Source organism: Oryzihumus sp., from assembly GCF_036391795.1.
In the GTDB taxonomy this organism is placed as follows: Bacteria; Actinomycetota; Actinomycetes; order Actinomycetales; family Dermatophilaceae; genus Oryzihumus.
The window spans coordinates 1-22,115 of sequence record NZ_DASVZH010000194.1; the positions used below are offsets into that span (position 1 = coordinate 1).

The 22,115-nt window shown below is 72.9% G+C and carries 23 protein-coding genes and 1 pseudogene; 8 read left to right on the top strand and 16 right to left on the bottom strand.

From position 1 onward, the window contains the following. Nucleotides 1–365 (bottom strand): alpha/beta hydrolase (locus tag VF825_RS11755; protein ID WP_331113455.1); only part of this gene is annotated, 365 nt, incomplete at its 3' end. A gap of 58 nt (nt 366–423) precedes the next feature. Here VF825_RS11755 and VF825_RS11760 point away from each other — a divergent pair. Next, nucleotides 424–1,050: a helix-turn-helix domain-containing protein gene (locus VF825_RS11760; protein ID WP_331113457.1), complete on the top strand. Its 627-nt coding sequence runs from the start codon at nt 424–426 to the stop codon at nt 1,048–1,050. On the opposite strand, the gene VF825_RS11765 is transcribed toward VF825_RS11760, so the two are convergent. From VF825_RS11765 to VF825_RS11775, 3 genes are all read right to left on the bottom strand, one after another. Then, the gene (locus VF825_RS11765) at nt 1,033–1,224 is read right to left on the bottom strand and encodes a hypothetical protein (RefSeq protein ID WP_331113459.1); all 192 of its coding nucleotides are present in this window, start codon (nt 1,222–1,224) and stop codon (nt 1,033–1,035) included. The two genes, VF825_RS11760 and VF825_RS11765, sit on opposite strands and share 18 nt — an antisense overlap. After that, on the bottom strand, nt 1,221–2,567 hold the full coding sequence (locus tag VF825_RS11770) for a hypothetical protein (protein WP_331113461.1): 1,347 nt from the start codon (nt 2,565–2,567) through the stop codon (nt 1,221–1,223). The genes VF825_RS11765 and VF825_RS11770 overlap by 4 nt, the downstream gene beginning before the upstream one ends. A 62-nt stretch (nt 2,568–2,629) precedes the next feature. Continuing rightward, nucleotides 2,630–3,388, bottom strand: a complete 759-nt coding sequence (locus tag VF825_RS11775; protein ID WP_331113463.1) for a MerR family transcriptional regulator — start codon at nt 3,386–3,388, stop codon at nt 2,630–2,632. 61 nt (nt 3,389–3,449) lie between these two features. On the opposite strand from VF825_RS11775, the gene VF825_RS11780 reads away from it, so the two are divergent. Together VF825_RS11780 and VF825_RS11785 are read left to right on the top strand one after the other, a co-directional pair. Continuing rightward, nucleotides 3,450–5,285 carry a hypothetical protein gene (locus tag VF825_RS11780; protein ID WP_331113465.1) on the top strand — a complete coding sequence of 612 codons (1,836 nt, stop codon included), beginning with the start codon at nt 3,450–3,452 and terminating at the stop codon, nt 5,283–5,285. Nucleotides 5,286–5,306: 21 nt separating this feature from the next. Further along, nucleotides 5,307–6,719, top strand: coding sequence for an MCE family protein (locus tag VF825_RS11785; protein WP_331113467.1), 1,413 nt, complete (start codon nt 5,307–5,309; stop codon nt 6,717–6,719). 21 nt (nt 6,720–6,740) lie between these two features. Here the strand turns inward: VF825_RS11785 and VF825_RS11790 are convergent, their stop codons facing one another. Next, the gene (locus VF825_RS11790; protein WP_331113469.1) at nt 6,741–7,583 is read right to left on the bottom strand and encodes an Fpg/Nei family DNA glycosylase; all 843 of its coding nucleotides are present in this window, start codon (nt 7,581–7,583) and stop codon (nt 6,741–6,743) included. Between the two features lie 3 nt (nt 7,584–7,586). Next, entirely contained in the window at nt 7,587–8,543 is a 957-nt protein-coding gene (locus tag VF825_RS11795) for a Ku protein (RefSeq protein WP_331113471.1), read from the bottom strand. A 68-nt stretch (nt 8,544–8,611) separates the two neighbouring features. Between VF825_RS11795 and ligD (VF825_RS11800) the strand changes: the two genes are divergently transcribed. Both ligD (VF825_RS11800) and ligD (VF825_RS11805) read left to right on the top strand, forming a co-directional pair. Next, a complete protein-coding gene (gene ligD / locus VF825_RS11800; protein ID WP_331113473.1) occupies nt 8,612–9,547 on the top strand; it encodes a non-homologous end-joining DNA ligase in 936 nt (311 codons plus the stop codon). A 3-nt stretch (nt 9,548–9,550) separates the two neighbouring features. Beyond that, nucleotides 9,551–10,459, top strand: coding sequence for a non-homologous end-joining DNA ligase (gene ligD / locus VF825_RS11805; protein ID WP_331113475.1), 909 nt, complete (start codon nt 9,551–9,553; stop codon nt 10,457–10,459). Here the strand turns inward: ligD (VF825_RS11805) and VF825_RS11810 are convergent. The 5 genes from VF825_RS11810 to lysS all read right to left on the bottom strand — a co-directional run bounded on the left by VF825_RS11810 (nt 10,437) and on the right by lysS (nt 15,754). Next, nucleotides 10,437–11,123, bottom strand: a complete 687-nt coding sequence (locus VF825_RS11810) for a (2Fe-2S)-binding protein (RefSeq protein WP_331113477.1) — start codon at nt 11,121–11,123, stop codon at nt 10,437–10,439. The genes ligD (VF825_RS11805) and VF825_RS11810 overlap by 23 nt on opposite strands. Nucleotides 11,124–11,334: 211 nt before the next feature. Beyond that, the gene (tnpB, locus tag VF825_RS11815) at nt 11,335–12,678 is read right to left on the bottom strand and encodes an IS607 family element RNA-guided endonuclease TnpB (RefSeq protein ID WP_331113479.1); all 1,344 of its coding nucleotides are present in this window, start codon (nt 12,676–12,678) and stop codon (nt 11,335–11,337) included. 944 nt (nt 12,679–13,622) lie between these two features. Next, complete coding sequence (locus VF825_RS11820) at nt 13,623–13,958, bottom strand: Lsr2 family protein (RefSeq protein ID WP_331113481.1); 336 nt, start codon at nt 13,956–13,958, stop codon at nt 13,623–13,625. Between the two features lie 96 nt (nt 13,959–14,054). Next, entirely contained in the window at nt 14,055–14,237 is a 183-nt protein-coding gene (locus tag VF825_RS11825; protein WP_331113499.1) for a hypothetical protein, read from the bottom strand. A gap of 2 nt (nt 14,238–14,239) precedes the next feature. Beyond that, a complete protein-coding gene (gene lysS, locus VF825_RS11830; RefSeq protein ID WP_331113483.1) occupies nt 14,240–15,754 on the bottom strand; it encodes a lysine--tRNA ligase in 1,515 nt (504 codons plus the stop codon). Between the two features lie 52 nt (nt 15,755–15,806). Here lysS and VF825_RS11835 point away from each other — a divergent pair, with 52 nt between their 5' ends. Next, on the top strand, nt 15,807–16,583 hold the full coding sequence (locus tag VF825_RS11835) for a class I SAM-dependent methyltransferase (protein ID WP_331113485.1): 777 nt from the start codon (nt 15,807–15,809) through the stop codon (nt 16,581–16,583). A gap of 77 nt (nt 16,584–16,660) precedes the next feature. Continuing rightward, nucleotides 16,661–16,942, top strand: coding sequence for a hypothetical protein (locus VF825_RS11840; protein WP_331113487.1), 282 nt, complete (start codon nt 16,661–16,663; stop codon nt 16,940–16,942). Nucleotides 16,943–16,965: 23 nt separating this feature from the next. Here the strand turns inward: VF825_RS11840 and nadC are convergent, their stop codons facing one another. Genes nadC through VF825_RS11865 form a run of 5 tightly spaced genes read right to left on the bottom strand, consistent with a single transcriptional unit; the run spans nt 16,966 to nt 21,765 of the window. Further along, entirely contained in the window at nt 16,966–17,841 is an 876-nt protein-coding gene (gene nadC, locus VF825_RS11845) for a carboxylating nicotinate-nucleotide diphosphorylase (protein ID WP_331113489.1), read from the bottom strand. Further along, nucleotides 17,838–19,520, bottom strand: a complete 1,683-nt coding sequence (locus VF825_RS11850) for an L-aspartate oxidase (protein ID WP_331113491.1) — start codon at nt 19,518–19,520, stop codon at nt 17,838–17,840. Before VF825_RS11850 ends, nadC begins: the two co-directional genes overlap by 4 nt. Beyond that, nucleotides 19,517–19,930 carry an aspartate 1-decarboxylase gene (panD, locus tag VF825_RS11855; RefSeq protein ID WP_331113493.1) on the bottom strand — a complete coding sequence of 138 codons (414 nt, stop codon included), beginning with the start codon at nt 19,928–19,930 and terminating at the stop codon, nt 19,517–19,519. The genes VF825_RS11850 and panD overlap by 4 nt, the downstream gene beginning before the upstream one ends. A gap of 15 nt (nt 19,931–19,945) precedes the next feature. Beyond that, nucleotides 19,946–20,869, bottom strand: a complete 924-nt coding sequence (panC, locus tag VF825_RS11860; protein WP_331113495.1) for a pantoate--beta-alanine ligase — start codon at nt 20,867–20,869, stop codon at nt 19,946–19,948. After that, a complete protein-coding gene (locus VF825_RS11865) occupies nt 20,866–21,765 on the bottom strand; it encodes a Rossmann-like and DUF2520 domain-containing protein (protein WP_331113497.1) in 900 nt (299 codons plus the stop codon). The genes panC and VF825_RS11865 overlap by 4 nt, the downstream gene beginning before the upstream one ends. 45 nt (nt 21,766–21,810) lie before the next feature. On the opposite strand from VF825_RS11865, the pseudogene VF825_RS11870 reads away from it, so the two are divergent. Then, a pseudogene (locus tag VF825_RS11870) lies at nt 21,811–22,115 on the top strand (hypothetical protein); the annotation flags it as partial.

Genomic DNA, 22,115 nt, shown 5'->3' on the forward strand with positions numbered 1-22,115 from the left:
ACCACCCGGCGGTGGCGGCCGGCCATCGCCAGGATGGACATGCCACCCATGGAGTGCCCGGCCAGGACGAGCGGCCCGGACGGGGCGAGCTCGCGGACGACGCAGGCGAGGTCGTCGCCGAGGCGGCCGATGGTGGGCCGACGGGTGCCTCGGCCGGAGGCGCCGTGGCCACGCTGGTCGTAGCGGACCACGCGCAGGGCAGGGTCGGCGGCGCTGAGGGCGCCGGCCACCCGGTCCCACGAGGTGTGGTCCAGCGTCCAGCCATGGGCGAGGACGACGGTGGCGCTCGGGCGGTCGTGGGGGCCGTCGACCCAGGCGGCGAGCGGGGTGCCGTCGTCGGTGCGGACGGTGTGCCGGGTGCTCATGGCGGGGGAACTTACCACGAGTAAGTTACCGGCGGTAGGGAGCGGCTAGGATCCGGGCATGAGCCCCGAGGCGACGCCCGCGACCCGCTCCCGGATGCCCCGTGCCGAGCGGGAGGCCCAGATCCTTGCCGTGGCCGAGCAGGTGTTCGCCGAGCGCGGCTTCCAGGCCACGACGATGGAGGACGTCGCCGAGCGGGTGGGCGTGACCAAGCCGATGATCTACGGCTACTTCGGCTCCAAGGAGGGCCTGCTCGCGGCCTGCGTGGCCGGCGCCCGCAGCCAGCTGCTCCAGGCGACCGAGGCGGCCTGGGAGGCGGTGCCCGCAGGGTCGTCGGTGGAGGAGCAGTTCCGGGCGGGCGTGGGAGCGTTCTTCAGGTTCATCGACGAGCACGCCTCGGCGTTCGCGCTGATCACCCACGAGGGCGCGATGCAGGCCTCCGCGGCCGCCGGCGTCGAGAGCATCCGCCGGCAGCAGACGGCGTTCATCGTGCGGACCCTGCAGCAGCGGGCCGGCCTCGACGCGGTGCCGGCCACCCTGCTCGAGGGCTACGCCGAGGTCGTGGTCGGTGCCTGCGAGCGCCTGGCGATCTGGCGGGCCCGGCAGGAGCGTCCGGTCAGCGCCGACGACGCGACCGAGCTGGTCATGGGCGGCGTCTGGCACGGCCTGTCACGCCTCATCCCCTGAGGGCAGGTCGAGGTCGTCCTCGTCGTCGTCATCCGCGTGGGCGTCGCCCTTGCGCGCGATGGCGAGGAACGAGCCGACCAGCAGCAACGGCCCGAGCACCATCGCCGCCTCCGGCAGGCCGCCGTAGTGCCCCAGGGTGAGCACCCGGACCGGGGTGAGGACCGCGCGCCTCATGGTGCCGTCACCAGCACGATCCCGCCGGCGGTGAAGGCCACCATGGCCGCCAGCAGGGGGTACTGCGCCGGGCGCAGGGAGCGGCGCGGGAACGTCGCGACGGCCCGGTCGTGCGCGGCGACCACCCCGACCACGTGGCCGGCGACGATCGCACCGACCTGGACCAGCGAGGTGACCGCCGGCGACATCACGGCACGGTCGACGGCGACCGAGCCGCCGGTGCCGAGCAGGTCCCAGCCGCGCCCGAACGGGTCGGTGGCCAGCAGGTAGCCGAGCTGGCCCTGGGTCACCGCGAAGGTCGCGTAGTGCGCGACCGCGTAGCCGACGACGATCGGCACGAGGGAGTGCGCGAACCGGCGGGCCATACCGTCCTGGGGCAGGCCGCCGCGGGTCCGGTGCCGGGCCGCCGCCGCGGTGGCCGCCGCGAAGACGAGCATGACGAGGGCAACGCAGGCCACCAGGCCCAGCGAGTAGACCACCAGGTGGGCGGGGCCGCCCAGACCTGCCGTCGCGTGCCGCCACGGCCGCGAGCGCGAGAGGCCGTCGAAGCCGGTCGAGCCCAGCAGCAGGCAGATCACCGCGGTCAGGCTCCGGTCGGGACGCAGCCCGGCCAGGTGGGCCATCGGGCTGCGCAGCACCAGCCGGCCGTCCTCGTCACGCGACAGCGGCGAGAGCCGGGCCAGCAGCCCGGAGTAGACCTCGAACCCGTCACCGCGGTCGAACCACTGCGGCCCGAACCACGTCCCGGCGGCCGCGTGGACCAGCACCCACGCGGAGCCGAACGCCGCCACGACGCGGGGCTCGGCGGACCACTCCGGCACGAGCTCCAGCCACGCGAAGGCGGCCAGACCGGCGAACGCGGGCCAGTGCGCCCACCCACGCGGCACCGGCCGCAGCCGGACGGTGACCACCCGGCGCGCGGCGGAGGCCAGCGTGCGCACGGGGTTGACGGCCCGCCACACCGGGCCGACGAGCACGGACAGTGGGACGAGCCCGACCCAGAACCAGGCGTAGAACCAGGTCGGGGCCAGGTTGCCGTCGGCGTCATCCGGGCCGAGCCAGCCGGCGGCGAGCCAGAGCAGCAGCGCCAGGAGGGTGACCCCCCGCAGCACCCGCCGCACGGCGCGCGAGCCGACCACCGCGGCAAGCACCGCCGGCAGCGGCCGACCGGGACCCGGCTGCTCGAACCGGGGCGAGGACCAGAAGGCGGCCAGGCCGAAGAAGGAGACGGCCACGGCGGACCCGGCGGCATAGGCCGCGAGCCAGACCGGCACGGCCGGGTCACCGCGTCCACCGATGCCATGCAGCGGGACCGAGCTGATGGCGGTGAGGGCTGGGGTCACGCTCGCTCCTGACGTCGCGGGTGATGTGACGTCAGGAATGTAACACGATGAATGTCAGATAGTCAGGCCCCGGCCGCGTGCCCTCCGGCGGCCCCGAGCTCCTCCCCCATGGCGCGCTCGATGGCGCCGCGCATGGCCTCCTGGAACGCCGCGACGAGCGCCTGGCCGGCCAGCGGGATGATCGCCTCGACCTTCTCCTGCATCCTCGGCCACTCCCTCTCGGGCATCCCGGCGGCCATGAAGTCGGCCCAGAGCGTGCTGCGGAACAGCTCGACGAAGGACTCGGCGACCGCCCCGGCCTGCTGGCGCAGCCCCGGGACCAGGGTGAGGACGTCCTCGACCGGGATGCCGAGGCCGATCACCTCGAGACCGGCGCGCAGCAGCCCGGCGTTGGGGATCCGCAGGCGGCCGTCCTCGAGCCGCTCGGCCAGCCCCATCTCGACGAGCCGGTCGACCACGGTCGGGTCGTGCACCACCCTCGCCTGGGCCGCGAGCGTCTCGGGCTCGAGGACCTCCGGCTCGCTGTCCCACGGGGACATCAGCGAGTGGTAGAGCCCCAGCGCCTGGGCGCCCGAGGAGGGCGCCGAGGCGAGCAGCCGCTCGGCGGCGGTGAGCGTGTAGCCCTGGTCGAGCATCTCGCGCACCAGGGTCAGCCGGGCCACGTGCTCGGCACCGTAGTAGCCGGTGCGCCCCACCAGCCGCGGCGGCGGGATGAGGCCACGGGTGCTGTAGGCGCGGACGTTGCGGACCGTCATACCGGTCCGGGCGGCGAGCTGGTCGATCGTGAGCTCGCCCTCGCGCGGCCCCTGGCTGCTGGTCATCGGCACCCTTCCCTTGACAGTGCTCCATCCTACTTGCAACATCTGTTATGTGACATTCTCGATGTCAGATACCCCAGCCCTCATCACCCCGGCCGCCGCGGCCCCCGCGCCAGGCGTCGCCGAGGCCTCCCAGGTCGCGCTCGTGGTGGGGGTGGTCGCCGTGGTCTACGCCGCGCTCGCGTGGCTGGTGCTGCGCGAACGCACCGGGCACCGCACCCTCCTCGGGGCGCTGGCCGACCGGGTGGCCGGGCTCGACGGCACGCCCCGCTGGGCGGCCGTCAGCCCGTTCGTGCAGACCGCCGCGATCCTCACCGCCGGCTTCGGCGTGTGGTGGGACATCTCGTTCCACATCGACCACGGCCGCGACCAAGGCCCGTTCGGCACTCCGGCGCACTACCCGATCTTCTTCGGCCTGCTCGGCGTCATGGCCTCCGGCGTCATCACCTGCGCCCTCGCCGCCCGCCCATTGCCCGCCGGGGCGCTGCGGCTGCGCCCGGGCTGGCGCCTCCCGCTCAGCGGGGTCTTCGTCGTCGTGTGCGGCACGTTCTCCCTGGTCGGCTTCCCGCTCGACGACACCTGGCACCGCATCTTCGGCGAGGACGTCACCCTGTGGGGCCCCACCCACATCCTCATGATCGGCGGCGCCGTCATCGCGCTGTTCGCGCTGTTCCTGATGCGCGCCGAGGCTGTGCAGGTCAGCGGGCCGCGGTGGCGCTACACCCTGCTCGACATCGTCACCGGCGGTGCGCTGCTCATCGCGTTCGAGCTGTTCGCCACCGAGTTCGACTACGGCGTGCCTCAGTTCCCGCTGCTCAACCATCCGCTGCTGCTCGTGCTGGGCACGGTGCTGCCGCTGGTCCTGACGCGGGCCCGCCGCGGCCCGGGCAGCGCCCTCGGCGCGCTGGTGGTCTACCTCGTCGTCCGCGGCGCCATCACCGCGGTCGTCGCCGGGCCGCTGGACCGGGTCATGCCCCACTTCCCGCCGTACGTGGTCGAGGCCCTCCTCGTCGAGGGCACCGCGTTGGCGCTGGGCACCGGTCGGCGGTTCCGGTTCGGCGCCGTCGCGGGCGCGCTCGTCGGCGTCCTGGGGGTCCTCGCCGAGTACGCGTGGTCGCACGTGTGGATGCCGATCCCCTGGCCGTCCTCGCTGCTTCCCCCGGCGATCGGGCTCGGCGTCGTCATGGGCGTCGGTGCGGGCCTGGTCGCCGCCTGGGTCGCCACCCGCCTCGACGAGGTGGCCGGGACCGAGGGGTGCTCCGCTCCCCCGGTGCGCCGCGGCCACCAGCTCGCGGCCGTCGGACTCATCGCGGTGCTGGTGCCCCTGGCCATCGCGGTGCCGCGCAGCGCCGCGCCGGATGTGCGTGCCCAGGTCGACCTCGCACCCCAGGCCGGGTCGTCGCAGTCGGCCGTGGTCACGGTGCACCTCCAGCCGGCCGACGCCGCCGACCAGGCGACGTGGTTCATCGGCACCTCGTTCCAGGGCGGCCACACGCACATCGCGCCGATGGTGCGGGTCTCCGAGGGCGTCTGGCGAACACCGTTCGCGCTGCGCCTCGACGGGCGGTACAAGAGCACCCTCCGCCTGCACCGCGGCCTGCACGACATGCTGTCGCTCCCGGTGCACATGCCCGCCGACCCGCAGATCGGCAAGCCCGAGATCCGCGTGTCCAGCGGCTCGCAGGCGGCCTTCGTCAACGACGAGCAGGTGCTGCGCCGGGAGGAGCGCACGAACCTGCCCGGCTGGTACTGGACCGCGGGCTACGGCGTGCTCGGGCTCGTCTCGGCGCTCGAGCTGGGCATCCTGGCGTGGCTGCTCGCCCGCAGCGGTGCCGCGGCCCGGGCACTGCGGCGACCGGCCGGCATACCCTCCGGGCGGGTGCCGTCGTTGACCCGCTGACACCGGCGACAGGGAGCGGGCATGCAGGGGAGACGGGCCGCACGGTGGGGTCAGCCTGCCGCAGGAGTGGCGTTCATCCTGGTCGTCACGCTGCTGGTCGGGGCCTCCGTGGCGGCCTACCAGCAGCGGTTCACCCCCGCGGTCATGGTCACCCTGCGGGCCGACCGGGCCGGCAGCCAGCTCAGCGACCACTCCGACGTCAAGCTGCGCGGCCTGCTCGTGGGCCAGGTCCGGCGCATCACCAGCACCGGTGACGGGGCGGTCCTCACCCTGGCCCTCGACCCGGACCAGGCCCGGCAGGTGCCGGCCAACGTGCAGGCACGGCTGCTGCCCAAGACCCTCTTCGGCGAGCGCTACGTCGAGCTCGTCCCGCCCGCCGGCCCGGCCGGGCGCCCCATCCGCGAGGGCGACACCATCGGGCAGGACCGCAGCAGCGTGGCCATCGAGCTCGAGCGGGTCTTCGACGACCTGCTGCCGCTGCTGCGCACGGTGCAGCCCGAGCGCCTCGCCGCGACGCTGAACGCGCTGGCCACCGGGCTGGAGGGTCGCGGCACCCAGCTGGGCACCGACCTCGTCGAGGCCGACCGCTACCTGAGGGCGCTCAACCCGTCGATGCCGACGATCCAGGTCGACATCAGCGCCTTCGCCGACGTGGCCTCCACCTACGCCGATGCCGCGCCGGACCTGCTGCGGATGCTGCACTCCCTGGTCACCACCAACGCCACGCTCGTGCAGAAGAAGGACGCCCTCGCCGGGTTCCTCGCCGGCACGGCGGGCTTCGCCGACACGGCCACCGGGTTCCTGCAGGCCAACGGGGAGCGGATCATCCAGCTGGGGCGGGTCGGCGAGCCCACCCTGACGACGCTGGCCCGCTACTCCCCCGAGTACCCGTGCATGGCGCAGGCGCTGACCACGTGGACACCCCGGATCAGCCAGGCCTTCTCCCAGCACACCTTCCACATCACCCTCGAGGTGGTGACCCCGCGCGAGCCCTACCGTCCCGGCGAGGAGCCGGCTTGGGGGTCGATGCCGCCGGGGTGCGGCCTGCTCCCCTGCCCGCCGAGCAGCCAGGCCGAGCCGTTGCCGAGCAAGCACTTCCCCGACGGCACGCAGAACCTCTACGGCTACAGCTCGGACCCGATCGGGGACTACAAGCGCAGCCACCCCGACTGGCGCCAGCAGTTCGCCGAGCTCGCGCAGCACTGCGGCCAGGCCGGCTACGTCCCGCCCGGGATGAGCTTCGAGCAACCCTCGACCACCCCGGTCGGCAGCGGGTTCCCCGCCGTCGGGCTGACCCAGGCCGACTCCGGGATGGCCGGGACGCAGGCCGAGCAGGAGGTCGTCCAGGCCCTGCTCGGCGACAGCTCCCCCAGCGCGGTGACCACCCTGCTGGCCGGGCCGGTCCTGCGCGGAACGACGGTCAGCCAGGACTGAGCGGTATGCCGGGTGCCCGCCTCAGCGGCGGCGCTGGCAGCGGCCGCACCAGAACAGGTTGCGCCCCACCACGACCTGCGTGCGGACCCGTGAGCCGCAGACCCGGCACGGTTCGCCGGTGCGCTTGTAGACGTTGTAGGAGCGCTCCGGGGCGGTGACACGCTCCCCGCGCGCCAGCTGCGCCAGCGCGGCATCCACCTGGTCCTGGCGGGTGAGGATCTGCCCGGCCGCGACCCCGAGCGGCATCAGCGTGACGAGGTCGTCCCACATCGCCCGCCACGTGGCCGGGCGGATCTCCCGGCCGGGACGGAACGGGTCCACCCGGTGCCGGAACAGCAGCTCGCAGCGGTAGACGTTGCCGACCCCTGCGACGACCGCCTGGTCCATGAGCAGCTCGGCGATCGAACGGGTCGAACGGGAGATCCGCCGCCAGGCCAGGCCCGGGTCGGGGTCGGGCCGCAGCGGGTCCGGGCCGAGCCGGGCATGGACGGCCGCCACCTCGTCGGGGGTGACCACGGCGCACAGGTTCGGGCCGCGCAGGTCGCCGACCCACGCGTCGTTGAGCAGCCGCAGCCGCACCTGGCCCTGCACGGGGACGTGCGCGGACGGCATACGGTCCTGGCCGGCGCGGGAGTGCACGGCGAACTTGCCGATGAGGCCGAGGTGGACGTGCAGCCAGGCGTCACCGTCGAACTCGGCGAACAGGTGCTTGCCCCACGCGGTCGCCTCGCGCAGCACCCGGCCGTCGAGCAGCGCGGCGCCGGCCTCGAACCTGCCCTGCGGGCTGGACGCGGTCACGGCGGTGCCCGCGAAGGCGCGGTCGATGCTCCCTGCCAGGGCGTGCAGGGTGTGTCCCTCGGGCATCGGTCAGCTGGCCGCCTTCTTGCGGGGCTTCTCCTCGGCCGACTTGCGGGCGGCCGCCTTCTTCGCCGGTGCGCGCTTGGCGGCCTTCGTCGCGGCCGGAGCCTTGCGGGCCGCGGCCTTCTTGGCGGGGGCCTTGCCGGCCGGCTTCTCCTTCGGCTCGGCCTCCTCGACCGGCTCGCCCCGGGATGCCTTGGCCCGCTCGACGCTGCGCTGCAGGGCCGCGAGCAGGTCGACCACCTCGCCCGAGGTGTCCTTGGCCGCCGGCGCCTCCTGCACCTCGCCGCCCTCGAGCTTGGCCTTGACCAGCGCCTCGACCGCCTGCTGGTAGTCGTCCTCGTAGTCGTCGGGGTCGTAGTCGCCGGCCAGGGACTCGACGAGCATGTTGGCCATCGCCAGCTCGGCCGGCTTGGCCTCGCTCTCGGCGTCGCCGAGCCCGACGAACTCCGGGGAGCGGACCTCGTCCGGCCAGAGCATGGTCTGCATGACGATGACGTCGTCGCGCACACGCAGCACCGCAATCGTCATGCGGGTGCGGATCGAGACGGTCACGATGGCCATCCGGTCGGAGGCCTTGAGCGCGTCCCGCAGCAGGGCGTAGGGCTTGGTCGCCGTCTTGTCCGGCTCGAGGTAGTAGGAGCGGTCGAGCAGCATCGGGTCGATCTGCTCGGCCGGCACGAACTTCTCGACCGCGATCTCCTTGGAGCTGCGGGTCGGCAGATCGGCCATGTCCTCGTCGGTGAGCACGACGATCTGGCCGTCCTCGGTCTCGTAGCCCTTGGCGATGTCGTCGTAGGAGACCTGCTCGCCGTCGAGGCTGCAGGTCCGCTGGTACTTGATCCGCCCGCCGTCCTCCCGGTGCACCTGGCGGAACTGCACGTCGTGGTTCTCGGTGGCCGAGTAGAGCCGCACGGGCACGTTGACCAGCCCGAACGACACTGCCCCCTTCCAGATGGCTCGCACGCCAGACCTCCTCGTCGCAGGTGGCGAGTTCACACCTGTCTGCTGCTCCCTTCGGTCAGGATGGACCCATGCGCCCCATGCTGGCTAGTCAGGGCACGGCCATCCCGGCCGGTCCTTCGTGGGTCCACGAGGTCAAGTGGGACGGCATGCGCGTGCTCGCCGACGTGCACGAGGGGCAGCTGCACCTCACCTCCCGGACCGGCAAGGACGTCACGGCGACCTTCCCCGAGCTGGCCGGGCTGGCGCTGGAGACCGAGGACGCCCTGCTCGACGGTGAGGTCGTCGCCCTGGAGGGCGGCGTCCCCTCGTTCACCGCGCTGGCCGAGCGGATGCACGTGCAGGACCGGCGCCGGGCCGCCGCGCTGGCCGTGGTCCGGCCGGTCACCTTCATGGTCTTCGACATCCTGCGCCTGTACGGCGTGGACCTCACCTCCCGCACCCTGTCCGAACGTCGCGCCACCCTCGAACGGGTCGGGCTGGAGGGCGCGCACTGGCAGGTGCCCCCCGTCTACGACGACGGGCGGCTGCTGCAGGAGGCCACCCGCGAGAACGGCCTGGAGGGCGTCGTCAGCAAGAAGCTGTCCTCGAGGTACCACCCGGGCCGGCGCAGCTCCGACTGGCTGAAGTTCCCCCACCGCGCCACCGACTCGGTGGTCGTCGGCGGGTGGCGGCCGGAGACGACCAACACCGGGCGGCTGGGCGCGGTCCTCGTCGGGCAGCCGACCGCGACCGGGCTGCGCTACCTGGGCCGCGTCGGCAGCGGCCTCACCGGGCGGGCCGCGGTGCAGCTGCTCGACCAGCTGGGGCCCCTGGGCGCCGCCACCTCGCCGTTCGCCGACGAGGTGCCGCGGATCGACGCGGACGGGACCCGGTGGGTGCGCCCGGAGGTCGTCGTGGACGTGACCGCGCTGGGGGCGACGCACGGCGGACGGCTCAGGCAGCCTGCATACAAGGGGCTGCGGGCGGACCTGACACCCACGGACCTGCTCGAGACGGAGGGATGAGGGGTGCCGGAGAAGGAGGCCGTGGCGGTGACCGTCGACGGGCGGCGGCTGCAGGTGAGCAACCTCGACAAGGTGATGTACCCCGCCACGGAGACGACCAAGGGCGAGGTGCTCAACTACTACGCGCGCATCGCCCCGGTGCTGCTGCCGCTGCTGGCCGACCGGCCGGTCACCCGGATCCGCTGGCCGCACGGGGTGTCCGGGCCGTCGTTCTTCGAGAAGAACCTGCCCGGCGGGGCGCCGTCGTGGCTGCGCACGGTCACCGTGTCCTCGACCGGCTCGCGCGGCGGCGGTGACACGATCCGCTACCCGGTCGTGGAGGACACCGCCGGACTGACCTACCTGGTCAACCTCGCCTCGCTGGAGCTGCACGTGCCGCAGTGGCGCTTCGACGAGGGCGGCCACCCGCTGCCGCCGGACCGCATGGTCATCGATCTCGACCCCGGCTCCCCCGCCGGACTGCACGAGTGCGCCCAGGTCGCCCTCGACGTGCGCGAGCGGCTGGAGGCCATCGGGCTGCGCAGCGCCCCTGTCACCAGCGGCAGCAAGGGCATGCAGCTTTATGCCGCGCTGCCGGGCGAGGAGGACGCCGACACCATCCGGGAGGTCGCCCGCCAGATCGCCCAGGACCTGACCAGGAAGCACCCCGACCAGGTGGTCTGGAAGATGACGAAGTCGCTGCGGCCCGGGAAGGTGCTGCTCGACTGGAGCCAGAACACCGCGGCCAAGACGACGATCTGCCCGTGGTCGATGCGCGGCCGGGAGACCCCGACCGTGGCGGCGCCGCGGACGTGGGCCGAGGTGGAGCGGGGCGCGTCGGAGCGGGACGCGCTGCGCCAGCTGGACATCGACGAGGTGCTGGCGCGGGTGGCCCGCGACGGCGACGTGTTCAGCGCCCAGCTGGCCGGCTGAGCCGCGGGCACATCGCGCAGGTACTCGCGCCGGGCAGGGTGAAGATGAAGCAGCAGGACACCCGCCTGCTCGGGGCGGGTGCCGGCGGCGGCAGGCACGCCTCGGCGGCCCGGCGGCAGGCGATCTCCCACGCGTCCTGCACGGCGCCGAGCCGCTGGCGCGAGCTCATCTTCACCCCGGGCCGGTAACCCTCGACGAAGCGCCCGGCGTGGGCGAGGTAGCGCTGCCGGGCCACCTCCCGCCGCTGCGCCGGGTCGGCGACCAGGCGCAGGTCGCCGGTGCCGAAGGAGGCCGCCTCGGGGTAGTGCTGGTCGGTCTGCAGGTCGAAGCGCACGTTGCCGGGGCTCACGTCGAGCACCCAAGGGCCGAGCGCCGCGGCGAAGGCCAGCGGGTTGGCCAGCACGTCGAGGTACCACAGCAAAACGAAGGCGGCCGGCATCGCCGGTGGTGGCGCCTGACGGTGCTGCCGGGTGGTCGTGTCGGCGAGGGCCTGCCGCCAGGGGGCGGTGGGGTCCTCTCCGCGGTCCTGGGCGTCGAGCACGTGCGCACACGACCACGGCAGGGCGCTGCCGTGCCCCGCCGGGAGCACGTCCATCCAGCCCAGCCGTGACGAGACCAGCGACAGCGCCAGGTCGCGGTCGCCGTCGGTGCCGGTCGGGGTCATGGCCCGACCCTCTCACTGGGTGTGTCCCTTTCGGGAGCACACCGGCTCCCCTTGACCATCGCCCTTTCGGGGCGGTGGTGCTTGGTTGCCGTCCGAGCGCCTGCCGCACCATGGCGGCTGGTCTTGCCTCGGTTCCGACCCAGCGCCCCAAGACTGGAGGGTGGCGGTCGGCTCTCCCCCGGCCCATCCGGGTGCAGACGCTGTACGGACGTCAGGCGGCCACCGGTGGTGGCAGGGTGGTCGGGGACGGCGCGTAGCGGGCCAGGTTGACCGCGGCGTTGATGTCCCGGTCGATGACCAGGCCGCACGCGTCGCAGTGGTACACCCGGGCGGACAACGTCAGGTCGGCCTTCACGGTCCCGCACCCGGAGCAAGTCTTCGAGGACGGGAACCACCGGTCGGCGATTACGAGCTCGGTGCCGTACCAGGCGGTCTTGTACCCAAGGTGCCGGCGCACCTCCCCGAACGCGGCGTCGGAGACCACCTGCGCCAGACGACGGTTGGCAAGCATGCCGGCCACGTTCAGGTCTTCGACAACGACGCAGGTGTACCCCTTGGCGAGGTCACCGGTGAGCTGGTGCAGCAGAGCCTTCCGCACGGCGGCGACGCGGGCGTGCATCCTGCCCAGGCGTCGCGCTGCCTTCGACCTGCCGACCGAGTCTCGCTTGGTTCTCGCGAGCGCCTTGTTGGCCAGCCGAAGGCCCACCTGGGCGTGCTTGAGTGCTTTCACCCCCTCGACCATGTCAAGCACACGACCGGTCTCGTCGGCGATGACCGCCAAGGTCTTCACGCCCAGGTCCACCCCGACCCGGGCCGGGTGCCTGCCCGTTTGGCTGCGGCGGGCGTGGTGCAACGGCGCGGCGACCCCGGTCACCGAGACGACCCAACGGCCGCGTTCGAACCGGAAGCTGGCGGCGAAGGCGTGGAAGCGGCCGCGTTCGAGCATCCGCCGCAGTTGCCGGGTGGACTCGCGAGTCCGGAGCTCGCCCAGCTTGGGAAACCGCATCGTCTTCGGCCCGGTTGGGCGCACCGCGGCTGCAGCGCCCTCTTGGTACTTCGCGCGGAGCCGGAAAGCCGGCGTGGTCCGGTGCCGCGACTTGAACCGCGGGAACCCGACGCGGCGACCGGCCTTGGCCGCCGGGGCACCCTCCTTCGAGGCGGCCCACTTCCCGAGCGCTTGCGCGGCGTTCACCGAGGCGGTTTCGAACACGTCAGTCGACACTTCATGCCGCCAGGGCAGGCCGAGGACCTTGTTCCCGTCCTCGTCGACGGACACTGGTGAGTCTGGGGAACGGCCGTCCTTCCAGGCGTTTATGTGGTTGATGAATTCCACCCTGCTCCACGACAGCGACGGGGTCAGGTCTTCGTCCGCGATGCCGTAACTGCGTTCGGCGGTGCGCTGGCCCAAGTTCGCCTTCACCCGGCCGAGGTGGTGGTTGAACGCGAGTCGGGACGCGCCCGCGTGCGCGAGCAGCCATTGATGCTGCTCGCGGTTGACGTCCAGGGTGAACCGCAACGTCGTGGGCCGGGACAGCGGCACCCCGGTGTGCGACACCAGCAAGGCGTCGTCACGGGTAGCGGCTACGGGCACTCACCAAATGGTGCCGGACACCACCGACAAGGCACCGTGCTGTAGACGTCGTGAAAGCAAACGGGTCAGGCGGCCGGACCGGAGGGAGCGGCGGCGGGTCTGGTCACGTGAGAGATGCCGGATCGTGGCTGCAATGCATACGTCCTGGAGCCAGCCCGTCGCGGAGGCAGTGGTGCTCTCAAACGACTTGGCGAGCCCAAGGCTGGCGGCCCGAGCGAACCTGAGCAACCTCCACTGGCCATGGCACCGAATGGGGCGAGGCTGGCACGGCTATGCGCGCGGACGAGGAGTCGGGTCATATCGACCGCAGCCTTGGGCTTGGCGCCCTGGGCGGCGGTGGAGGACGCCGGGGTCGTGGGAGATGAACCAGCAGTTGGGCGGCCCACGGGCCGGGTGGGTGTCGATGACCACCTTTGACGGCGTCGGGTCGTACGCCCCGCGTGCGGCGAAGTCAGCATGGGGAGCGCTCGGCCCAGGTGCCGTTGCGCTACCAGCGCCGGGACTGCGACCACAGCCGCGTCCAGGCCGGGGAGGACTCGGTCAGGAACAACCTCAACTGGCAACCGTGATCGCGCTGTACAGCATGGAGTGCACCTCGGTGCGCAAGTCGGGAGCGTGCCTCGCGCCTGCTTACCGGGCGCCGTGAAGACGCCGGAGCGCCAGGATGTCGTCGGACAGCGAAAGCAATGGCGGGAGAAGTCAGCGTTCGCTCAGGAGCCGTGCGAGCCGGCTCCAACAGCGCCCCCGGTGATCGGTCACCTCGCTTGGATGCCCCCATACCCGCGACCGTGCCGACTGAGACGTATTGCGCAGTCGCCGCCGATCGGGCCCCACCCAGTCACACCCCGTGGACGACGACGGCGCCCGCCCCGGGTGGGGGTCGGGCGCCGTCGCGGTGCCGGGTCGGCTCAGGCGTGGGCCTTGTCGTAGGCGGCCTGGATCTCGGCGGAGATGCGACCACGGTCGCTCACCGTGTGGCCGTTCTTGCGCGCCCACTCACGGATCGCGGACAGGTCGCGACCACCACGGCTGCCGCCGCTGCGACGGGCCGTGGACGTGCTCTTGCGTCCGCCGGCGCGGCGGGCGTGACCGATCCACGACGCGAGGTCGTCGCGGAGCTTGCTGGCGTTGGCCTCGGACAGGTCGATCTCGTAGGAGACGCCGTCCAGCGCGAAGGACACGGTCTCTGCGGCCTCGCCACCGTCGATGTCGTCTTCGAGGGTGACCACGACGCGTTGTGCCATATTTTTCTCCGGAGGGGGTGGAGGAATTGCTGCCATCACGGATGAGTGAAGTAATTCCCGACTCGTCAATTGACGAACGCACCCTACGTGAGATTTCTACTCAGGTAAATCCTCGGAATGGGGTTTCTCAGCGCGATGTTCCTGCTGCGCTTCCCATTGGGAATGTGCGAGACGCTCACGCCGGTCGCCCTCGATCATCGCCTTGATGACGAGGTAGAAGAGAAAAGCGACACCGGCGGTCGGCAACAGGGCGGCAATGGCGAGCCAGAGGGAATGCATGCTCACTCCGGCTTCACGGTCGGGAAGAGGATGACCTCGCGCATCGGCTTGCCGGTGAGCAGCATGACCAGCCGGTCCACGCCCAGGCCGGTGCCGCCCATCGGCGGGGCGCCGTACTCCAGCGCGCGCAGGAAGTCCTCGTCGAGCTGCATGGCCTCGGGGTCACCGCCGGCCGCGAGCAGCGACTGCTGCGTGAGGCGATCGCGCTGGATGACCGGGTCGACCAGCTCGCTGTAGGACGGGGCCAGCTCGATGCCGCCGATGATGAGGTCCCACGCCTCGACCAGGCCCGGCGTGGACCGGTGCCCGCGGGCCAGCGGCCGCACGGACTCGGGGTAGTCGCACACGAACGTGGGCTGGATGAGGGTGTGCTCGACCAGCTTCTCGAACACCTCGAGGATGATCTCGCCGGTGCCCCAGCCGGGCCGGAGCTCGATGCCGCGGGCCTCGGCGAGCTTGCGCACGCGCGCGGCCGCGTCCTCGTCCTCGGCGGCGGAGACCTCCTCGCCCAGGGCGTCCGAGACGGCGTCGACGATGGGCAGCCAGCGCCACTCGCCAGCGAGGTCGACCTCGTTGCCGCGGTAGTCCACCACGGTGGTGCCGACACCGGCCGCCTTGGCGGCATTCAGGACCAGCTCACGGGTGAGCTCGGCGGCGGTGAACTGGTCACCATAAGCCTGGTAGAACTCCAGCATCGTGAACTCGGGGCTGTGGGTGGAGTCAATGCCCTCGTTGCGGAAGTTCTTGCCGATTTCGAAGACCCGGTCGACACCGCCGACAACCGCCCTCTTCAGGAAGAGCTCGAGCGCGATCCGCAGCGTCATCGGAATGTCGAAGGCATTCAGGTGCGTGTGGAAAGGACGGGCCGCGGCGCCGCCGTGAATGAGCTGAAGCTGCGGCGTCTCGACCTCGATGAAGTCGTGGTTCTCCAGGGTGTGGCGCAGCGAGCTGAGCACTCGGGCGCGGGTGCGCACCATGTCGCGTGCCTCCTGGCGGACCAGCAGGTCGGCGTAGCGCTGGCGCACCCGGGACTCCTCGGAGAGCTCCTTGTGCAACGTCGGCAGAGGGCGCAGGGCCTTGCTGACCATGGTCCAGGAGTCGGCCATGACCGACAGCTCGCCGCGCTTGCTGCAGATGACCCGGCCGTGGACGAACACGTGGTCGCCCAGGTCGACGTCGGCCTTCCACGACGCCAGCGACTCCTCACCCACCTCGGCGAGGCTGAGCATGACCTGCAGCCGGGTGCCGTCGCCCTCCTGGAGCGTGGCGAAGCAGAGCTTGCCGGTGTTGCGGACGAAGACGACCCGGCCGGCGACGCCGACGAGGTTGTCGGTCTCCTCCCCCGCCTCGAGGTGCTGGTAGCCGGCACGCACGTCGGCGAGGGTGTGCGTGCGGGGCACGCCCACGGCATACGGCTCCCTGCCCTCGGCGAGCAGCCGCGCCCGCTTCTCCCGACGGACGCGGATCTGCTCAGGCACATCGACATCGGGCACGGTGGGGGTGGGGTTGTCGCTCACCCGGCAAGGGTACTAACTGCGTCTGGGCCCCTCGCGAGGTAGTTTGCGCCGCATGGGTGGGCAGAGCGCGCGAGAGGTGTTCACGGCACGCCGCACGTCGTTCGGGGCGATCGCGGCGGAGTACGACGCGGTGCGGCCCTCGTGGCCCGAGGAGACCGTGCGCTGGATGCTCGGATCCCCCGCCCCCGCAACGGAGCTCGACGTCGTCGACCTCGGTGCTGGCACCGGCAAGGGCAGTCGGGTGCTCGCCCGGATGGGCCACCGGGTCACCGCCGTGGAGCCGGCCGAGGGGATGCTCGGGGAGTTGCGAGGATCACTGCCCGGGCTGGAGCCGGAGGTGGCGGCCCGGGTCGAGCCGCGCGACGGCAGCGCCGAGCAGCTGCCTGTCGAGGACGGCTCCGCCGACGCGGTGACGGTGTTCCAGGCGTGGCACTGGTTCGACCACGAGGCGGCGGCCCGGGAGTGCGCCCGGGTGCTGCGCCGACGCGGGTGGCTCTCGATGGCCTGGCACCGCCGGGACGAGTCGGTGGACTGGCAGAAGGAGCTCTCCGTCCTCGTCGAGCGGCACGAGAACATCGCCGACGACCAGGACTTCCCGGCCTTCCCCGAGGCGTTCGGACCGGTCGAGCACGAGGTCTTCGGCTGGACGATGCGCCAGAGCCCGGAGGACCTGGCCCGTCACGCGGGCACGTGGTCGTTCGTGGCGATCCGCCCCGACCGCGACGAGGTGCTGGCGCGCGTCCGGGACCTCGGCCGCCGGGCGGCCGGCGCCGACGGCATGGTCGAGCTGCCGATGCTGACCGAGTGCTTCCGCCTGCGCCGCCGCTGACGCAGGCCGGTCCTCGTCCATCCGGGGGGTGTGCGCGCCGCGGGGTGCGCCGATCCTCGGGCGTGGAGGTGGTCACCATGGCTGACCAGATCGACCGGGTGGGCGCGCTGCTCCACGAGGTCGCCGAGACCCACCACCGGGTCTACCGGATCACCGACGGCGCCGACGACGACTGGGCCACGTTCTACTCCGACTGGCTGGTGCGGCTCTCGGAGCTGCCGACGCTGCTGGGCCGGGCCCCCGTGCGCAGCGAGCTGACCCAGCAGCTGGTCAGCCTGGACCAGGAGTTCACGGAGGCGGTCACCGACCTGCCCTGGGAGCAGTACTACGCCGAGCGCCTCGTCACGCACTTCGGCTGACCGGCACCAGCGGCCGGCCGGCGTCAGCCCTCGACGAGGTCGAGGGCGATGTCGACGATCGGCGAGGAGTGCGTCAGCGCGCCGACCGAGAGGTAGTCCACGCCGGTCTGGGCGTAGGCCCGGGCCACGTCGAGGGTCAGCCCGCCGGTCGCCTCGATCTCGACCTTCTCGCCGGTGGCCCGCACGGTCTCCACGGTGGCCTGCAGCAGCTCGAGGGTCATGTTGTCGAGCAGCAGGAAGCGCGCCCCGGCCTGCACGGCCTCCAGCGCCTCCTCCAGCGTCGTGGCCTCCACCTGGATAGGCACCTCGGGGTATGCCGTGCGGACCGCCGCGATCGCGGCCGTCAGCGAGCCGGCGGCCAGCTTGTGGTTGTCCTTGATCATGGCCACGTCGTAGAGGCCCATCCGCTTGTTGGTGCCGCCGCCGCATCGGACGGCGTACTTCTCCAGCGCGCGCAGCAGCGGCGTCGTCTTGCGGGTGTCGAGCACGGTCGCACCGGTGCCCTCGAGCTCCATCGCCCAGAGCCTCGTGTGGGTGGCCACGCCGGAGAGCCGCGACAGGAGGTTGAGCAGGGTCCGCTCGCCCACGAGGATCGCCCGGGTGGAGCCGCGCAGCACGGCGATGACCTCGCCCCGGCGCAGCATGTCGCCGTCCTCGTGCACCAGCTCGACGTCGACCTCGGGCAGCCCGAGCCGCTCGGAGACCGCGCGGAAGACCAGGGACACCAGGGGCGCGCCGGCGAGGACGCCGTCGGCCCGGGCCACGACGTGGGCGGTGCAGCGCTGGCCGGCGGGGATCGTCGCGGTGCTGGTGACGTCGACGCCGGGGAAGCCGCCGAGGTCCTCCTCCAGCGCCCCGTCGACGATGCTCTGGGCGGCCTTCTCGGGGAATCCGGTCATGCGAGGTCCTGGGGTTCGACGGGGTGGATGGAGGTGGCGACGGAGCCGTCCGGCTCCCGCCATGCGTGGATGTGCGCGCGCCACTGCTCGTCGCGCCGGGGGAAGTCGGAGCGGACGTGGCCGCCCCGGGTCTCCTCCCGCATCGCCGCGACGTGGGTGAGCAGCTGGCCGACGTGGAGCAGGTTGGAGGTCTCCCACGACTGCGGGCCGGGCGCGGCCCGCTCGCCGTCCTCGGCGACCACGGTCAGCGTCTTGGCGGTCTGGGCCAGGCCGTCACCGGAGCGCACTGCCCCCGAGCCGAGGGTCATCGCGCGCTGGATGTCGGTGCGCCGGGCCGCGGGCACCAGCGCGGCCGGCCCGGACGGCGGCTGTGGGGTGGTGGCGGACAGCTCGCCGCGGGCCAGCCGGGCGGCGACGTCGTCGGCGATGCGGCTCGCGAAGACCAGGCCCTCGAGCAGCGAGTTGGACGCGAGGCGGTTGGCGCCGTGGACGCCGGTGCAGGACACCTCGCCGCAGGCGTAGAGCCCGGCCAGCGAGGTGCGCCCGTGCAGGTCGGTGCGCACGCCGCCGCTGGCGTAGTGCTGGGCCGGCGCGACCGGCAGCAGGTCGGTGACCGGGTCGAAGCCGAGCTCGCGGCAGCGCGCCACGATCGAGGGGAACCTCGCCTCGAGGAACTCCCGGCCGAGGTGCCGGGCGTCGAGGTAGACGTGGTCGGTGCCGGTCAGGGCCATCCGGTCGACGATGGCGCGGGCCACGACGTCGCGCGGGGCCAGGTCGGCCATCTCGTGCACGCCCTGCATGAACCGCACGCCGTCCTCGTCGACGAGGAACGCGCCCTCACCGCGGACCGCCTCGGAGATCAGCGGCTGCTGGCCGCTGGAGCCCTCGCCCAGCCAGAGCACGGGCGGGTGGAACTGCACGAACTCCAGGTCGGCGATCACCGCGCCGGCGCGCAGGGCGGCGGCGACGCCGTCGCCGGTGGCCACGGACGGGTTGGTCGTGGCCGACCAGACCTGGCCGATGCCGCCGGTGGCCAGCACGACCGCGCGGGCGTGGGCGGCGCCGACGCCGTCGACCTCGCCCTCGCCGATGACGTGCAGCGTGACGCCGCAGACGCGGGAGTCCTTGTCCTGCAACAGGTCCACGACGAGCGCGTGCTCGATGACCTGGATGCCGGGGTCGTCGATGACCGCGTGCAGCGCCGCGATCAGCGCCCGCGAGATCTCCCTGCCGGTGGCGTCCCCGCCGGCGTGCGCGATGCGGTCGCGGTGGTGCCCACCCTCGCGCGTCAGCGAGATCTCCCCGTTGGCGTCACGGTCGAACTCCGCGCCGAGCGCGACGAGCTCGCGCACGCGGGCCGGCCCCTCGTTGACGAGGGTGCGCACGGCCTCGACGTCACAGACCTCCACCCCGGCGACGAGGGTGTCGCGCAGGTGCTCCTCCGGGGAGTCCTTCTCGTCCAGGGCCGCGGCGATGCCGCCCTGCGCCCACAGCGTGGAGCCCTCGGACAGCACCGTCTTGGTGACGAGCAGGACCCGGTCCACCCGCTGACGCAACCGGAGCGCGGCGGTGAGGCCCGCGATACCGGAGCCCACGACGATGACGTCCGCTGACACCGTCCAGCCGGCGTCGGGGGCGACCAGCCGCGACGGTATGCCGCGCGGCAGCGTCGCGCTCACCGCGCGACGCCCGAGGACTCCAGCCCGTAGCCGTCGGGCACCTGGCCCGGGTCTCCGCTGACGTCGACGATCCGGTTGTCGTGGTCGACGAAGACCACCTTGGGGACGAAGCTGCGCGCCTCCGCGTCGTCCATGCCCGCGTAGGCGATGAGGATGACGATGTCGCCGGGCTGGATGAGGTGGGCCGCGGCACCGTTGATGCAGATGGTGCCCGAGCCGGCCTCGCCCTCGATGACGTAGGTGGTCAGCCGGTTGCCGTTGGTGACGTCGACGATGTCGACGCGCTCCCCCGGCAGCAGCCCGGCGGCCTCGAGCAGGAGCCGGTCGACGGTCACCGAGCCGACGTAGTTGAGGTCCGCCTGGGTCACGGTGGCCCGGTGGATCTTGGCGTAGAGCATGAAGCGCTGCACGGGTGTCGTCCTTGGCTACTCGACGGGGGCTTCGTGGCGTCCGGCGTGCTCGGAGAACACCTGCAGGGCCCCGCCCCCGGGGCCGACGCGGACCGGCATGTTGTCGATGAGGCGGGTCGTGCCGACCCGTCCGGCGACGGCGAGCAGGGCCTCCCCGCGGTACCACTCAGGCACGTCCTCGAGCGTGGTCGGGTGGACCAGCACGAGGTAGTCGATGAGCGCCAGCGGCTCCTTGACCAGCACGGAGCGGGCCGCCCGGCGGATCGCCGAGGGGCCCTCCGCGGCGGCGTCGGCGCCGGCCTCGAGCGCCTGCGACAGGCACAGGGCGACCTCGCGGTCCGAGGCGGTGAGGTAGGTGTTGCGACTGGACATGGCCAGTCCATCCTCCTCCCGCACGGTGGGCACCGACACCACGTCGACGGGGAAGTCCAGGTCGCGGACCATCCGGCGGATCAGCAGCAGCTGCTGGGCGTCCTTCTGGCCGAAGTAGGCGCTGCTGGCGCCGGTGAGGTGCAGCAGCTTGCCGACCACGGTGAGGACGCCGTCGAAGTGACCCGGCCGGGCCTGGCCCTCGAGCACCGCGCCGAGCGGGCCGGCGGAGATGCGCACGCCCGGGTCGCCGTCGGGGTAGACCACGTCGGGGGTGGGCGCGAAGACGATGTCGACGCCCTCACGGGTGCAGATCTCCATGTCGTCGTCGAACGTGCGCGGGTAGCGCGAGAGGTCCTCCCGCGGGCCGAACTGCAGCGGGTTCAGGAAGATCGTGACGATGACGTGCTCGGCACTGGCGCGGGCCTGCTTGATCAGCTGGGCGTGCCCGTGGTGCAGCGCCCCCATCGTCATCACCACGGCCACGTCGCCGGCCGACAGCTCGGCGCGGGCCTGGGCCAGCTCGTCGCGGGTGCGCGCGACGACGGGTGTGGCGGTCTGGGTGGTCACGGGAGCTCCTTCGGGACGGCAAGGATGTCGAGCAGCGGCTCGGCCGCCGACGCCGTCAGCCGCCCGCTCGCCAGGGCTCGCTCGGCTGTGGCGCGCGCGAGGGCGAGGTAGGTCGCGCGGACGTCGGGGGTCTCGTCGGTCAGCTGTCGCAGGTGCGCAGCAACGGTACCGGCATCGCCGCGGGCCACCGGACCGGTGAGAGCGGCGTCACCCAGGCGGAGCGCGTTGTCGAGCGCGGCGTTGAGCAGCGGCGCGATGACCCGGTGCGGGTGCTCCACCCCGGCCGAGCCGAGCACCTGCATGGCCTGCGCGACGAGGGTGACCAGGTGGTTGGCGCCGTGCGCCAGGCCCGCGTGGTAGCGCTCGCGCTGGTCCTCGGCGATCCACACCGGCTCGGCGCCCATCTCCACGACGAGGGCCTCGGCCACCGGGCGCAGCGCCTCCGGCGCGGTGATGCCGAAGCAGCAGTCGGTCAGGCGGGTCAGGTCCATCGCCGTGCCGGTGAACGTCATCGCGGGGTGCAGCGCCAGGCCGATGACATGCGCGCCGGCGGCCGGCTCGAAGACCTTGACCCCGTGGCGGCCGGAGGTGTGCACGACGATCTGCCCCGCCTGCCACGAGTGCGTCGCGGTGAGCCCGGCGATGAGGTCGGTCAGCGCGTCGTCGGGGACGGTGAGCAGCAGCAGCTCGGCCCGCGCCACCACCTCCTCGACGGGCAGCAGCGGTATGCCGGGCAGCAGCGCCGCGGCGCGCGCCCGGGAGGCGTCGCTCACGGCGGAGGCGGCCACGACCTTGTGCCCGGCCCGGGCCAGGGCCGCACCCAGGACGGCGCCGACCCGGCCGGCGCCGACGACGCCGACCTCCAGGCGTGCGGGACGCTCCTCGGGGGTGCTCACGCACGGAACGCTAGCGCGGTCGCCGGGGGCCGTAGCGTGCTGCCCGTGACATCGATGCCCTGGCAGCAGGCGTGGCAGGCCGCGCTCTACGGCCCCGGCGGCCTCTACCGGCAGCCCGCCGGACCGGCCGGGCACTTCGCGACGTCGGCCCAGGGAGCCCCCGGGCTGGGCCCGGTCCTGGCCGGGGCACTGGTGCGCTGGCTGCGGGCGGAGGGCCTGACGACGTTCGTGGACGTGGGCTGCGGCCGGGGCGAGCTGCTCGCGGACGTGCACGCCCTCGACCCGGCCGTGCGCTGCGTCGGGGTGGACGTGGTGCCGCGCCCGGCGGGCCTGCCGCGGCCGGTGGAGTG

Bases quoted from the DNA above. Each gene is read 5' to 3' on its own strand.
- VF825_RS11760 (WP_331113457.1), top strand. From the start codon at position 424: ATGAGCCCCGAGGCGACGCCCGCGACCCGCTCCCGGATGCCCCGTGCC.
- VF825_RS11765 (WP_331113459.1), bottom strand. From the start codon at position 1,224: ATGAGGCGCGCGGTCCTCACCCCGGTCCGGGTGCTCACCCTGGGGCAC.
- VF825_RS11775 (WP_331113463.1), bottom strand. From the start codon at position 3,388: ATGACCAGCAGCCAGGGGCCGCGCGAGGGCGAGCTCACGATCGACCAG.
- VF825_RS11780 (WP_331113465.1), top strand. From the start codon at position 3,450: ATGTCAGATACCCCAGCCCTCATCACCCCGGCCGCCGCGGCCCCCGCG.
- VF825_RS11785 (WP_331113467.1), top strand. From the start codon at position 5,307: ATGCAGGGGAGACGGGCCGCACGGTGGGGTCAGCCTGCCGCAGGAGTG.
- VF825_RS11790 (WP_331113469.1), bottom strand. From the start codon at position 7,583: ATGCCCGAGGGACACACCCTGCACGCCCTGGCAGGGAGCATCGACCGC.
- ligD (WP_331113473.1), top strand. From the start codon at position 8,612: ATGCGCCCCATGCTGGCTAGTCAGGGCACGGCCATCCCGGCCGGTCCT.
- VF825_RS11810 (WP_331113477.1), bottom strand. From the start codon at position 11,123: ATGACCCCGACCGGCACCGACGGCGACCGCGACCTGGCGCTGTCGCTG.
- VF825_RS11820 (WP_331113481.1), bottom strand. From the start codon at position 13,958: ATGGCACAACGCGTCGTGGTCACCCTCGAAGACGACATCGACGGTGGC.
- VF825_RS11825 (WP_331113499.1), bottom strand. From the start codon at position 14,237: ATGCATTCCCTCTGGCTCGCCATTGCCGCCCTGTTGCCGACCGCCGGT.
- VF825_RS11835 (WP_331113485.1), top strand. From the start codon at position 15,807: ATGGGTGGGCAGAGCGCGCGAGAGGTGTTCACGGCACGCCGCACGTCG.
- VF825_RS11840 (WP_331113487.1), top strand. From the start codon at position 16,661: ATGGCTGACCAGATCGACCGGGTGGGCGCGCTGCTCCACGAGGTCGCC.
- nadC (WP_331113489.1), bottom strand. From the start codon at position 17,841: ATGACCGGATTCCCCGAGAAGGCCGCCCAGAGCATCGTCGACGGGGCG.